This window comes from Fretibacterium fastidiosum, assembly GCF_000210715.1.
In the GTDB taxonomy this organism is placed as follows: domain Bacteria; phylum Synergistota; class Synergistia; order Synergistales; family Aminobacteriaceae; genus Fretibacterium; species Fretibacterium fastidiosum.
In genome coordinates, this window is the sequence record NC_021038.1 from 2,252,874 (window position 1) to 2,265,498 (window position 12,625).

Sequence of the window (12,625 nt, forward strand, 5' to 3'; positions counted from 1 at the left end):
GGCCTGGCGTCCTACGCGAACGAGCGGGCGTCCGCCCTGCCCTACGGCGCACAGCGGCGGCTCGAGATCGCCCGCGCCCTGGGGGCGGCCCCCCGCCTCCTGCTGCTGGACGAGCCGGCGGCGGGGATGAACCCCCAGGAGTCCTCGGAGCTGATGCAGTTCATCCGCCGCCTGCGGGACGAGTTCCACCTCACGATCCTGCTCATCGAGCACGACATGAAGGTGGTCATGAACGTGTGCGACACGATCCACGTGCTGGACCAGGGCAGGCTCATCGCCCGCGGCACGCCGGAGGAAATCCGGCGCGACCCCGGAGTCATCGAGGCCTACCTCGGCGCGGGCGCGGCGCAGAAGGAGGGGGCCTGAGATGAGCCTGCTCGAGGTCGAAAAGCTGAACGTGTACTACGGCGCAATCCACGCGGTGCGCGACGTGTCCCTCTCCATCGAAGAGGGCCAGGTCGTGACGCTCATCGGCGCGAACGGCGCGGGCAAGAGCAGCGTCATCCGCTCCATCATGGGGCTGACGCCGTCCCGCGCGGCGCGCATGGACCTCCGGGCCCCCGATGGGGAGGCGGTTCCCCTTCAGGGCAGGTCCACGGAGGACCGGGTTAAGATGGGCATCGCCCTGAGCCCGGAGGGCCGCCGCATCCTGCCCCACCTGACGGCGGAGGAGAACCTGCGGCTTGGGGCTTGGACGCGGAACGACGCCGCAGGCGTTGAGGAGGACCTGGAGCACGTCTTCACGCTCTTTCCGCGCCTCAGGGAGCGGCGGAGGCAGAAGGGCGGAACGCTCTCTGGCGGCGAGCAGCAGATGCTTTCCGTGGGCCGCGCCCTGATGAGCCGACCGAACCTCCTGATGCTGGACGAGCCGTCGCTGGGCCTGGCCCCCATCTTGGTGGAGGAGGTGTTCGACATCATCCGCGCCATCAACGCGCAGGGCCGGACCATCCTGCTGGTGGAGCAGAACGCCTGGGCCGCGCTGAAGATCGCGCACAGGGCCTACGTCCTGGAGGTGGGGGCCGTGGCCCTCTCCGGCACGGGGGAGGAGCTCTTGAACGACGCGCGCGTCCGGAGCGCCTACCTCGGCGGATAGCGTTTTTTTAAGCTTCTATTGAGGCGGCGGAAATGGGCACCGCGACGGAAATGGAACGGAGGTACGGAACATGAGGCGCATGGTTGAGAGGTTTGCGGGGGGGGTCGTCCTTGTGCTGGCGGCTCTGGCGGTCCTGACGCTGGCGGTGCCGGCGGGTGCCGCGCCGGAGGTGCGGGCGGAGTGGGCGGAGGACGCGCTGGCCGGCGTCACTGAATACGACGAGTGCACCGCCTTTGAGGGGGAACCTCAGGCGAAGGTTCTCCTGTCGGCGGAGAGGGCGGTGCGGGACCTCAAGGTGCTGGGGCTCACCTTCACGGAGATAAGCGAGGAGGGGAAGGCGAGCTTCGACGTCGAGGAGCGGTACGGGCAGAAGGAGTTGCTGCCGGGGCGCCCGCTCCTGGTCCGCATGATGTTTTTCGGCTCCATACCCAACAACGGGATCTCCTACGTTGACGGGACGGGCGCGACGCGGCGCTTCATCCTGGACCAAAGCGGTGAGGACGGCTCCCTGTTGCTGACGGAGTTTTAGCCCGCAGGCATCCGGCGGGGGGACTGCCCCCCGGACGATTTGGCTTATACCAATTTGCGTCTAAAGGGCCCGAGCGCTTCGACTGGCGGGCCGCCCTGCCGCTTTCCGGGGTGCGCGCCGCCGTGACGCGGCCGCGGGAGCGCGCGGGGCGCCTGTCGCGGATGCTCCGGGATGCGGGGGCGGAGGTCCTGGAGGTCCCCTGCATCGCCACGGAGCCGCTGGAGGACCCCCTTCCGCCCATCGGTGGCGCGGACTGGGCCGTCTTCACCAGTGCGGCGGGGATCGAGGCCCTGACGGCGCGCCTGGCCCGCGAGGGGCGGGACGTTCGGGAGCTGGGAGGCGCGCGCCTCGCGGCCATCGGGCCGGCGACGGCGGAGGCCCTGAGGGCCTGTGGCCTGCGGGTTGACCTGATGCCCGACGTCTACGACGGCGAGCACCTGGCCGTTGCCCTGGCGGGGCGCATGAGGACGGGGGAGAAGGCCCTGCTGCTGCGGGCGGAGGAACACGGGCCGGAGCTGACGGAGGGGCTTCGGGCCGCCGGCGTCCCCTTCCGGGAGGTGCCGCTCTACCGCACCTGCCGCCTTCGCCCGGAGTTGCCGGAGGACCTGGACATGGCGTTCTTCACCAGCGCCTCGACCGTCGGGGCCTTCGCCGCCTGCGCGCCGACGGGCTGGAGGGGCTGGAGCGAGGTGGGGGCGCTCTGCATCGGGCGCCAGACGGCGCGCGCTGCGCGGGAGGCCGGCTTCGCGCGGGTCTTCACGGCGGACTCCGCGACGCTCGAGGCACTTCTCGCCGCGGCCGTGGCCGCGCGGGGTCAAATCACAGCCGCCCGGTGAGGGGCGGCGCAGGGGAGGGATCATCGTGATCGTTCGTCCAAGGCGGCTGCGCCGAACGGCAGCCATTCGCGATATGGTGAGGGAGACGAGGCTTGCGGCCTCGATGTTGGTGTACCCGATCTTCGTCCGGGAGGGCAGGGGCGTCGTGGAGGAGCTCTCGGCCATGCCGGGCCAGATGCGCTGGAGCCCGGACACGCTGCCCCGCATCCTGGAGCGGGCCGCGGGGGCCGGCATCGGCGGCGTGCTGCTCTTTGGCATTCCGGACCACAAGGACGAGACGGGGAGCCAGGCCTGGGCGGAGGACGGCGTCGTCCAGCGGGCGATGCGCACGGCGAAGCGGGAGTTTCCCGACCTGACGGTCATCGGGGACGTGTGCCTCTGCGAGTACACGTCCCACGGCCACTGTGGAGTGCTGAAGGGAACGACGGTCGACAACGACCCGACGGTCGAGCTCCTGGCCCGAACGGCCGTGTCTCAGGCCCAGGCCGGCGCGGACATCGTGGCACCCTCCGACATGATGGATGGGCGCGTGGGCGCCATCCGATCGGCACTGGACGACGCGGGTCTGACGGAGACGGCGATCCTCTCCTACGCGGTGAAGTACGCCTCCGCGTTCTACGGGCCGTTCCGCGAGGCGGCGCAGTCCGCCCCCTCCTTCGGGGACCGGCGGGGCTACCAGATGGACCCCTGCAACGTGCGCGAGGGGATACGGGAGGCGCTGCTGGACGTCGAGGAGGGCGCCGACATGATCCTGGTCAAGCCGGGCCTGCCCTACCTGGACGTGCTGCGCGCGGTGAAGGAACGGGTGAGCGTGCCCGTGGGGAGCTATTCCGTTAGCGGCGAGTACTCCATGATCAAGGCGGCGGCGGCCAACGGCTGGCTGGACGAGCGGCGCGTCGTGTGCGAGTCGGCCGTCTGTCTGGCGCGGGCCGGCGCGGACATCGTCGTCACCTACTTCGCCCTGTCCCTGGCGGACTGGATTCGGGAGGGTTTGGCCTAGGTCACCGTCCGCCCGCCGACGCGCTGCGGAAGGCTCGGCAGCGGGCGAGGAACGAATCCGCCGCGTCCGGCAGGCCCGCCAGGTTGAGGTGGAGGTACGAGGCCAGGACGTTCCCGCGGGCGTACCCACCGCTGTGGGCCGCGCCCGTGCGCTTCCTCTCGACGCGGAAGGCCCAGGGGAAGTCCTCCGCCTCCGGCGTCATGGCGGAGAAGTGGAACTCGTGCCCCCGCAGGAGCGTCCCCGCCGGGCCGAGGACGGTGTCGCGGAGGGCGCGGGCCTCCACGTAGCCCACGGCCTCGAGGCGGTGCTGCATCCGACAGGACGCGGGCAGGACGCCCGCCATCTCGAAGGCGGCGCCCTCCATGTCGGTGATGGAGCGGCACAGGTACATCATCCCGCCGCACTCCGCCAGGATGGGGACGCCGCGTTCCGCGGCGCGGGCCACGCTCCGCCGCATGGAGGCGTTGGCCGCGAGCTCCCCCGCAAACCGCTCCGGAAACCCTCCGCCCAGGATCACGCCGTCCGCTTCCGGCAGCGCCTCGTCCTGCATGGGGCTGAAGGGGATCAGCTCCGCCCCCCGGTCCTCCAGGGCCGACAGGCTGTCCGGGTAGTAGAAGGAGAAGGCCAGGTCTTGCGCCACGGCGATCCGCACGTCCTTTGCGGCGCGGGACCTCGTCCCCTCCGGCGGCAGGGGAAGGGGTGGTGCGGACCGTGCGATGGCGAGGAGCGCGTCGACGTCCACGCCGCGCTCCACCGCTTCGCGGATGCGGTCCAGCTGCGCGGCGTCGTGCGTTTCCGCCTCCGGCACGAGGCCCAGGTGACGCTCCGGCAGGGCGAGGGCCTCGTCTCGCATCACGGCCCCCAGCAGGGGGATGCCGACGCGCTCCAGCGCCTCCGCGATCGTGTCCCGGTGCGAGGCCGACCCCAGGCGGTTCAGGATGACGCCGTGGAGGTCCACCGACCTGTCGTACTCCCGAAACCCCAACGCCACGGCCGCGGCGCTCTGGCCCATGGAGCGCGCGTCAACGACCAGCACGACGGGCAGGCCCAGGAGCTTCGCGATCTCCGCGCTGCTGCTGACGCCGCCGCGGCCGCCGTCGTAGAGGCCCATCACGCCCTCCGCCACGGCCACGTCCGCCCCAAGGGAGGTGCGGGCAAAGAGGCCCTTCATGACCGCGGGAGGCGTCAGCCACGTGTCGAGGCTCAGGACCTCGCAGTGCCCCGCCGCGCGATGGAATCCGGGGTCGATGTAGTCCGGCCCGACCTTGTACCCCACGACGCGCAGGCCCCGGCGGTACAGCGCCGCCAGGAGGCCGCAGACGATCGTCGTCTTGCCGGACCCGCTCGCCGCCGCGGCCACCAGCAGGCGGGGCTGAGCCGTCGTCATGCCTGACCCCAGCGCTTCAGCGCGGAGCGGACGAGGTGCGCGACGAACTCCGGAAACCCCAGTCCGGCGGCCCGCGCCGCCTTGGGCACGAGGCTCGTCGCCGTCATGCCGGGGGCGGTGTTGACCTCCAGGATCCAGGGGGTGCCGTCCTCCGACAGGCGGAAGTCCGCCCGGCTGTAGTCGCGGCAGCCCAGGGCCCGATGGGCCGCCACGGCCGAGCCGACGACGCGCTCCGCGACGGCCGGCGCGAGGGGCGCCGGCACGAGGTACTCCGTGGCCCCCGCCGTGTACTTGTTCCGGTAGTCGTAGAACCCGGCGTGGGGGACGATCTCGATGACGGGAAGGGCTTCGGGCGCCCCGTCCCGCTCCCACACGGCTGCGGTGAGCTCGCGCCCGCCGATGTACTCCTCGATGAGGACCGCGGGGCCGTACTCCTGTCGCGCCAGGGCTACGGCCGCCCTCAGGGCGTCCTCCGTGACGTGTCGCAGGATCGTGATCCCCACGGTGCTGCCGCCGGAACAGGGCTTGACGACGACGGCGTCACCCAGCTCAGCCCGCACGGCCTCGAGGTCCGGCGCGCCCTTCGGCAGCAGGATTCCCTTCGGCACGGTCAGGCCCGCCGCGCGAAGAATGGCGCACGACCGTCCCTTGTCCATGGCCAGATCGCAGACGATGGGGTCGGACCCCGTGTAGGGCAGGCCCATCGCCTCGAGCTGTGCCTCGAGCCGCCCGTCCTCGCCCCAACTGCCGTGCATGGCCACGAAGGCCGCGTCGAACCCCCTGAGGGAGTGGCGCGCCTCCTCGAGGGTTCGCAGGTCCACGGCCTTCGCCCGATACCCCGCCTCGACCAGCGCCGCGGTCACCGCGGCCCCGCTCCTCAGCGATACCTCGCGCTCTGCACCGTCCCCGCCGCAGAGCACCGCAATCCGTTCGTTCACGCTGTCTCCCCCTTCATCCTCGGCTCCCAGGCTGTTTTTTGTCCGGGCCTATTATACCCCGACGCAGGGGCCCTAACGCCGGATGCGGCTCGTCAGGACGGCGGCGATCAGGATGCAGGCGATGCCCGCAGCGGACCTTGAGGTCAAGGTCTCCCCCAGGAGCAGGATGCCGATGGCGACGCCGGTCATGGGCTCAAAGTTGCTGAGGAGCGAGGCCTTCACCTCCCCGCACAGGAAGACGCCCTTTTGAAAGAGGGAGATGGCGAGGACGGTGGCGAAGAGGCCCAACGTCCAGTAGGCCGCCCAGGCCTGCCACGGAGCAAAGAGGCGCAGGTCCTCCGTCAAGAGACCGAAGACCCCGGCCTCCGCTGCGGCGAAGGCCGAGAGCCAGAAGGTGACTGCCATCGCGGGAAGGGAGCCCAGGGAGCTGTGACCCAGGAGAACGATGTAGAGCGCGAAGGTGAGGCCGGAGGCGACGGCGAGCGCCATCCCCATGCCCTCGGATTCCACGCCTTCTGCGGGGCTGTAGAGGAGGAGCACACCGGCGGTGCAGAGCGCGGCACAGAGCAGCTTCGGCCCTGTGAGGGGCGAGCGGAAGAACAGCGCCATCAGCGCGATGACCATGATGGGGTAGGTGAAGTGGAGCGTGGTGGCCAGCCCCGAACCGATGTGGTTGTAGGACAGGTAGAGCAGGATGGGCGTCAAGGCGTAGAAGATCGAGAGCTTCAGGACGTCGAGCATCTGACGGCGCGTGATCCGCAGGGAGAAGCCCGGAATGAGGAACGGCAGGAGGAGGGAGATCAGGGCTCCCGTTCCGAAGCGGCCGAAGACGGTCGTGCAGGCGTTGCCGCCGTGCTGATAGGCGAACTTCGCGATGAGCGGCATCGTGCCGAACAGCACCGCGGACAGGATGGTGCAGAGCGCGCCCAACCCCTCGCCGCCCCTCTGTGGCGCCGCATTCCCTTCCGATGCGATTCGGTTCATGAGGGCTGTGTTCCCTTCCTGCCGGACTACTGCTTCCGGCCCTTGCCTGAGAGGGACGCGACGTCCAGGCGCAGGACGCGCACCGCCTTGAATGCGGCCTCGATGTACTTCAGGCCGCTCTCGATGAATTCCGGCGAGTACTTGCGAAGGAGCGCTTCAAGGCCCCGCCGCTTCTCCGCGTCGTCCTCCACGGTGGAGACCCGTCCGCAGACGATGGCGGACCGGTAGAGCGTGCTGAACTCCTTCGGCAGAAGTTTGGTGCTGCTGACGACGGTGAAGCAGGCGTCCGGGCAGTGCCGGAGGTTCACGATCTTCTGCCCCTCCGCGTTGGCGCCGTGCAGGTAGATGCGCCCATCCTCCAGCGCGAAGTTGAGTGGAACGCCGTAGGGCGTCCCGTCCGGGCAGACGGTCGAGAGAACGCCGTACTCCCCATGCTGCAGGACCTCGAGGGTCTCCTCCTCGCTCAACTGCCGATCCCTGCGCCGCATATCCATCTTCTTGTCCATATCGCGAAGCCTCCTGTCGTGTGCCGTCATGAGCGCCGGCGGCCGTGTCGTCGCTCTGCTGAGAATCATAGACGACGCTGCAGCTTTTGGCAATCGGCCCCCGTTGCGGGTGTAGTAGGCCAGGGGCACTCCCGTGCCGTCCGTCTCCGCCACCACGTGGGATATCCAGTGGTTCGCGTCCACCAGATACCGGACCGTGACGCCCTTCCGCGATTTGTCGTCATTCATAGAGAGACAGGACTGTAACCTTCCCTATTAGGAACCATATAAATGGTGTCCAAATCATTCTTATCATCATAGTGCCTGTAGAACATAAAATCTCCTAGTCCTGCCACCTTGCTTACGTGCTTATAAAATTTTTCGCATCGTTTGTAATCAAACAACATTTCCTGCGATACGAAAGTATATTTATCCGCCTCACGACTGACCAATATCCTGGGATTAAAATGTCCGTAGTCCCCATAATCTTCTTCGAGGTGATCAAAATCCACAACAAATATCGCTATAAAGAAATTAGCGAATTGTTTTTCTGTCAATTTGTTATATGCATAAAGCAGAATAACATTGACAAAAAACAGGGCAATATCCAGCAATAACGCTGAAATCTCCTCTTTCTTTATCACTCTTTTTAAAAATTTTGCCTGAGGAAAATAGTCGAGGATCGGCATCTCCTCATAGCCGCCTTCATGCTCTTCAATAAAATAGTCGAGATTGTATAATCCTGTTTCTCGGATAATTTTGTTGTAGATATTCGCGATCAACGTATTTTTCATCTTCGTTTTTTTCATCTTCATAACTCCGCCTCTTCGGCATCGTCCACCCGTATTCTTTCGACCATTTCAACACTTTTCTTGAAAAGTGCGGATCACCCTCATGGAAATTGCCATCTAATACCAATTCGCGTTTAATATGGATTGCCTCCCCTAAAAGGAGGTGGTTCGCGTCAGCGAACCGGAGGGGTTGTTTCTCAGAACGGATGGCTGGTCGTCGCGTCGATGTCATCGCTGCCAAGTTCGACGTGCAGCAGCTCGTCGTTCTCCAGGACAAATACTTCCTTGACGACCTTCAGCGCCAGCTCGCCGGTCTCGATTTATACATTTCTGTTTAATATTTCCTTAAAATACTGTTCAATCGTTGAGATGCCAGGAAAATATTCATTTAAGTGCTGACATACACTTCTCGTGGCTTCTCTGTAGACCTCTTTCGTAGCCGTGCTCATTTCATTTCTGGGAAATGAACCTAAATATAGAACTGTTGAAATATCACATGGTTTTTGTTTCACTGCCTGGCCCAACATTTCCATGCCTTTGGATTCCCATTTCAGATACAGAGCCCCGGACTTATCTTCGTCACGTTCGTCACGATAAAACAGGTAGGGAAACATCGAGATCATATATCCGCCTATCCATAAAAAGCGGATATCCTGATTGAAATGTTCCAATCCATACGTCGTGCATTCGATAAGCGTATTCTGAAAGGCATCCCACGACAGGCCTTTTGTCCCTTCTTCAACTTCCCATTCACAAAGCAAATACCAACATTCCGAAAATAACCTGAGAAACAGTTCGATGTTTTCTCGATCTTGCTCCCACAGGTTATATAACATGGCCCGGGCTTTTTCCCATTTTAGATCATTTTCAAGTTCCGATAAACCATCAATCACAGCAAAGACTGGACGTTTCATCTCACCTACGCTCCCATGCATCAGAGATTCTTAAAATTCCATCCACGACTTTATATGCAACCTTTGTCTTTTTATTTACGGATTTATGCGGTCCGTCACCTCACCCGACTCGTTCGCGTCCTCTTAACAACGTGGCACAATACCTTTTATTCGATTGTCAAGGTGCCAGGAGCCTCCCCAATTATAAACGTTCTGCCGTTCAGGACCGATGTCGGTACGCCAAGCCCTCCGATTTGTTCAGCGCTTCCTTAAGAGCATAGCATTATCCTTGCGCAGCACACAACCTTCTCCGGCCAGAAATCTTCCAGTCTGCAGCCTTTTCCCTCGTCAGTCTCGAAATCAAACGCACCGCTCTCTATCGCCGCCCTGCGAAGTTTCGCGTAATATCGTGCACCTATCACATTCAAGAACAGCCCATACTTATTAAAATGCATTTTCTTGGCAATGTGTATCCCATGTGCTTTCAGTTCAAGTTCAATTTGTTTGAACCTTACCTGCTCTTCCTCTAGAATAGAATATGCATTATCGTCATAAAGGTAGGACTGCCCCACCACACCGATGCAGTCAAAACCCATAGGTACGACTTGGTAGGGCCCAATATCGAACCCCTTTAAATCGGTGTAAAATTTTTTTAGATCGTCCCCTAAAAAGTAGACCTCCGTATCCATCCCCAAGTCCTGGCAATGTTGGAGATACCTGAGAATAAAGGGCCAATCCGGTACGACCTCAAGAGCACTACATTTCACAACACATTTAGCCCACCTTTCCTGCGCCTCTTGGCAAAGTGACCGAGACAAAGCGTCTTCTTCCGTATCCAAAGGCCAGCTTAATGTGTCTCGAGCCATTCCTTGATATGGCGGATCATAGTCTTGAACAGGGGCTGTCCTTTCAAAAACCACAAACCCATTCCTTCTTATGACAGGACGGTGATCATAAATGATTATCGCCACCTTATTACTTAAATGATTATGTGAATTTTACTTGACGACTGGAATAGGGTCAACAGGTCTGATGTGAATATGGGGATGGGGGAGTCCAGCTTCTCCAGCCTCAGTCCCGTTACAACCCCACATCCCCGGAGAGCGCCTGGATGCTGTCTCCCACGGCCAGGTCCTCCGCAGCATCGTAGGCATAGGTCTTGACGCTGGTCGTCCCGTTCTCCGTCACCGTCTCACCCGTCAGGCGATACAGGCCGTCGTAGGCGTAGGTCGCCTTCCGTCCTCCCCGCCTAGGCGTTCGCCTGCATTCCCAATCGTGTATACGTACTCTCCAACGAGAGACCGTGATCCGCTCCTGCGTCATTGTGTTGTACTCCCAGGCCGTCGTCAGCCCGTTGGAGTACGTCGCCTTCGTCAGGTTCCCGTTCGCGTCGTACTCCCTATTTCATTGCCAAGTTGCCAAAGCTTTTTTACGGCGTTCACCTTACCGGCTCCCGTTCTCCAGACGTTTGAGGGCTTCTGAATCAGTCAATTTTCTGTTCTTTCGCGCATAGTTGACGGCCCTTTTGCCCTGTTTGTTCCGTATGCCGGTATTGGCACCGACGTCTAGTAATGCACCGACAATCGTTGGAACATTATCGCTTGCTGCATACATTAACGCTGTTTTTCCTTCTTTATCCTGCGCGTTGACATCCGCATCGGCTCGGCTCAACGTATAGATGACCTCAGACATTTGGCCATCGCCCGCAGCATACATTAACGCCGTTTTACGACTCTCATCTTTTTCGTTGACGTTTGAACCGAACCTGAGCAGTGCGTCTATGATCCTGGGATCGGGGCTATCTTGCCATGTGGCATACATCAGAGCAGTCATGCCGTCTCCATCCCGTTCGTTGACATCCGCACCGGCTTCAAGCAGTGTGTCGATGGAATCGGGATTGGAACCGTTGCTTACCGCGTGCATCAGCACCGTCATACCTTCCTCGTCCTTCGCGTTTACGTCCGCGCCAGCCTCAAGCAACGCATCAATGAGCTCTGGGTCAAAACCACCTTGCCAAAAATTTCGTTGCCTCACAGCATACATCAAAACCGTTATTCCATCTTTATCCTTCGCCTTAACATTCGCTCCGAAGTGGAGCAGCATCTTAACGATTCCGGTCTTATTGCATTCCGCAGCCAGCATCAGAGCAGTCTTATTGTCCTCGTCCCTGGCATCGATATCCGCCTCCGCTTCGACTAACATCTCGACCACCGCGGGATTATCCTTTTGCGCATAGGCTGTGTGCATCAATGCTGTCCTGCCATTTTCATCCTTCGCGTTGACGTCCGCGCCAGCTTCGAGAAGTACCTTCATGAAGTCGGGATTATACACCACATGCATCAGGGGCGTTTTGCCCCGATTATCTCTAGCGTTAACATCCACGCCAGACTTGAGGGCATTTCGGATCTGTGACACTGAAGTCGCTCTGCAAATCCTTGAAAAATCAGGATTGGCATCTAAAAAACTATGGTCTCCGTTAAATCCTATCTCCCTGTCCAATTTTTCCAGATCAATCTCATTCAGTGCGTGATGCAGGGCGATATCACGATTGAGCTCAAGCTTAGGCTCATCGAGTGTTTCAGCTGGCTCGTTGGCCCAGATACCGATAAATCTCAAATCTATGCCTGCAGTTCCAAGAATCAGCCCCCTCGCTTCTCCTTTAAATGACGAGGCCATATAATGCTCTGTCAAAATTTCAAGCATGTCCTCTTCATTGAGTTTTCTTAAGACATGGTTTACATTCAATTCTTTCAAGGGATTTATCGGATTCATTTTTCCCACCCAGAACTTGTTAACTTTTGTGCTTTTTTAAGTGCATCCTCTATTAACTGTTAAGAATATATCTCTCTAAAGTACTCCTCAATAATAGTATCGCCAGGAAAATACTTACCAAGAAATGGGGCTAACCGTTTCTTGGTTTCCAGATACTCATCATTGCCACTTGCAGTTACAAACTGATATGACCCCACAAAGTTAAGTTTTGCCAACAAATTATTTGGTTCTTGTCTGGCTGCCTTCTCCGACATTTCATTGCTTTTAGATTCCCATTTCAGATACAGAGCCTCCCAATCCTGCTGTTCGAGGCCTTCGGAATGATAAAACAGGTAAGGAAACAACCCAATCATATATCCCCCCATCCACAAAAAGCGAGTGTCCCCGCCGAAATGGTCCAGCCCGTACATCGTGCACTCAACAAGCGTGTCCTGAAAGGTCTCCCAGGACATGCCTTCAGCGTCTACGACTGCATTCCACTCGCACAACACATACCAGCACTCCGAAAACAGTCTGAGAAACAAATCAATGTTCTCTCGATCCGCATTCCACAGTTCGTACAACATGGCCCGGGCCTCTTCCCATTTTTCGGCACGCTCCAGCTCCAACAAGCCCTTCACCTCAATAAAGATTGCCACATCTTATCACCCCGCTTTAACTCATTCCGTACAGTGCGCCCCTTTGTCAAGACACGAAAAAGGAAAATATCCGAATAGCTCCTTTCTCCTTTCTGCCCGTAGGTTCGATCTCAGATTAGGACTCAAGCGGCATCCTCATTATACACCTGCTCCGGCGTCAGACCGCCAAGGGCCTGATGCGGTTGCCGCGCCAGTCGTAACCGTACTCCTCCACCGCCACGTTCGCGCCCTCCTGCACCGTGGCACAATACCTTTTATTCGATTGTCAAGGTGCCAGGC

Annotated in this window: 15 protein-coding genes; 5 read left to right on the forward strand and 10 right to left on the reverse strand. The window is 60.6% G+C overall.

Translation table 11 applies throughout. From position 1 onward, the window contains the following. The 5 genes from SY1_RS10150 to hemB form a co-directional block, all read left to right on the forward strand. Window positions 1-366: ABC transporter ATP-binding protein (locus SY1_RS10150; RefSeq protein ID WP_208873701.1), on the forward strand; the 366-nt coding region annotated here is incomplete at its 5' end. 1 nt (window position 367) lies between these two features. Then, window positions 368-1,093 (forward strand): ABC transporter ATP-binding protein, encoded by a 726-nt coding sequence (locus tag SY1_RS10155; protein ID WP_015556965.1) that lies wholly within the window; start codon window positions 368-370, stop codon window positions 1,091-1,093. A gap of 70 nt (window positions 1,094-1,163) precedes the next feature. Beyond that, window positions 1,164-1,622, forward strand: a complete 459-nt coding sequence (locus SY1_RS10160) for a hypothetical protein (protein ID WP_015556966.1) — start codon at window positions 1,164-1,166, stop codon at window positions 1,620-1,622. Between the two features lie 110 nt (window positions 1,623-1,732). Next, window positions 1,733-2,458, forward strand: a complete 726-nt coding sequence (locus SY1_RS10165; RefSeq protein ID WP_243440661.1) for a uroporphyrinogen-III synthase — start codon at window positions 1,733-1,735, stop codon at window positions 2,456-2,458. 25 nt (window positions 2,459-2,483) lie between these two features. After that, window positions 2,484-3,458 (forward strand): porphobilinogen synthase, encoded by a 975-nt coding sequence (gene hemB, locus SY1_RS10170; RefSeq protein WP_208873703.1) that lies wholly within the window; start codon window positions 2,484-2,486, stop codon window positions 3,456-3,458. Window position 3,459: 1 nt separating this feature from the next. Here hemB and SY1_RS10175 read toward each other — a convergent pair whose 3' ends face one another. The 10 genes from SY1_RS10175 to SY1_RS10225 all read right to left on the reverse strand — a co-directional run bounded on the left by SY1_RS10175 (window position 3,460) and on the right by SY1_RS10225 (window position 12,328). Continuing rightward, window positions 3,460-4,845, reverse strand: a complete 1,386-nt coding sequence (locus SY1_RS10175; RefSeq protein WP_015556967.1) for a cobyrinic acid a,c-diamide synthase CobB — start codon at window positions 4,843-4,845, stop codon at window positions 3,460-3,462. Then, window positions 4,842-5,783 (reverse strand): D-alanine--D-alanine ligase family protein, encoded by a 942-nt coding sequence (locus tag SY1_RS10180; protein WP_208873705.1) that lies wholly within the window; start codon window positions 5,781-5,783, stop codon window positions 4,842-4,844. Before SY1_RS10180 ends, SY1_RS10175 begins: the two co-directional genes overlap by 4 nt. A gap of 72 nt (window positions 5,784-5,855) precedes the next feature. Beyond that, window positions 5,856-6,767: a DMT family transporter gene (locus SY1_RS10185; RefSeq protein ID WP_208873707.1), complete on the reverse strand. Its 912-nt coding sequence runs from the start codon at window positions 6,765-6,767 to the stop codon at window positions 5,856-5,858. Window positions 6,768-6,793: 26 nt separating this feature from the next. After that, window positions 6,794-7,501, reverse strand: a complete 708-nt coding sequence (locus SY1_RS10190) for a pyridoxamine 5'-phosphate oxidase family protein (RefSeq protein WP_015556968.1) — start codon at window positions 7,499-7,501, stop codon at window positions 6,794-6,796. After that, the gene (locus SY1_RS10195; RefSeq protein ID WP_015556969.1) at window positions 7,498-8,067 is read right to left on the reverse strand and encodes an Imm15 family immunity protein; all 570 of its coding nucleotides are present in this window, start codon (window positions 8,065-8,067) and stop codon (window positions 7,498-7,500) included. Before SY1_RS10195 ends, SY1_RS10190 begins: the two co-directional genes overlap by 4 nt. Before the next feature lie 296 nt (window positions 8,068-8,363). Continuing rightward, window positions 8,364-8,957: a hypothetical protein gene (locus tag SY1_RS10200; RefSeq protein ID WP_208873709.1), complete on the reverse strand. Its 594-nt coding sequence runs from the start codon at window positions 8,955-8,957 to the stop codon at window positions 8,364-8,366. A 248-nt stretch (window positions 8,958-9,205) separates the two neighbouring features. Then, window positions 9,206-9,625: a hypothetical protein gene (locus SY1_RS10205; protein WP_208873711.1), complete on the reverse strand. Its 420-nt coding sequence runs from the start codon at window positions 9,623-9,625 to the stop codon at window positions 9,206-9,208. Window positions 9,626-10,016: 391 nt separating this feature from the next. Next, complete coding sequence (locus SY1_RS10210; RefSeq protein ID WP_015556971.1) at window positions 10,017-10,259, reverse strand: hypothetical protein; 243 nt, start codon at window positions 10,257-10,259, stop codon at window positions 10,017-10,019. 120 nt (window positions 10,260-10,379) lie between these two features. Further along, the gene (locus SY1_RS10220; protein ID WP_208873713.1) at window positions 10,380-11,690 is read right to left on the reverse strand and encodes an ankyrin repeat domain-containing protein; all 1,311 of its coding nucleotides are present in this window, start codon (window positions 11,688-11,690) and stop codon (window positions 10,380-10,382) included. A 77-nt stretch (window positions 11,691-11,767) separates the two neighbouring features. Further along, on the reverse strand, window positions 11,768-12,328 hold the full coding sequence (locus SY1_RS10225; RefSeq protein WP_208873715.1) for a hypothetical protein: 561 nt from the start codon (window positions 12,326-12,328) through the stop codon (window positions 11,768-11,770). Window positions 12,329-12,625 lie beyond the last annotated feature (297 nt).

Bases quoted from the DNA above. Each gene is read 5' to 3' on its own strand.
- SY1_RS10160 (WP_015556966.1), top strand. From the start codon at position 1,164: ATGAGGCGCATGGTTGAGAGGTTTGCGGGGGGGGTCGTCCTTGTGCTG.
- SY1_RS10185 (WP_208873707.1), bottom strand. From the start codon at position 6,767: ATGAACCGAATCGCATCGGAAGGGAATGCGGCGCCACAGAGGGGCGGC.
- SY1_RS10190 (WP_015556968.1), bottom strand. From the start codon at position 7,501: ATGAATGACGACAAATCGCGGAAGGGCGTCACGGTCCGGTATCTGGTG.
- SY1_RS10200 (WP_208873709.1), bottom strand. From the start codon at position 8,957: ATGAAACGTCCAGTCTTTGCTGTGATTGATGGTTTATCGGAACTTGAA.
- SY1_RS10210 (WP_015556971.1), bottom strand. From the start codon at position 10,259: ATGACGCAGGAGCGGATCACGGTCTCTCGTTGGAGAGTACGTATACAC.
- SY1_RS10195 (WP_015556969.1), bottom strand. From the start codon at position 8,067: ATGAAGATGAAAAAAACGAAGATGAAAAATACGTTGATCGCGAATATC.
- SY1_RS10175 (WP_015556967.1), bottom strand. From the start codon at position 4,845: ATGACGACGGCTCAGCCCCGCCTGCTGGTGGCCGCGGCGGCGAGCGGG.
- SY1_RS10205 (WP_208873711.1), bottom strand. From the start codon at position 9,625: ATGGATACGGAGGTCTACTTTTTAGGGGACGATCTAAAAAAATTTTAC.
- SY1_RS10155 (WP_015556965.1), top strand. From the start codon at position 368: ATGAGCCTGCTCGAGGTCGAAAAGCTGAACGTGTACTACGGCGCAATC.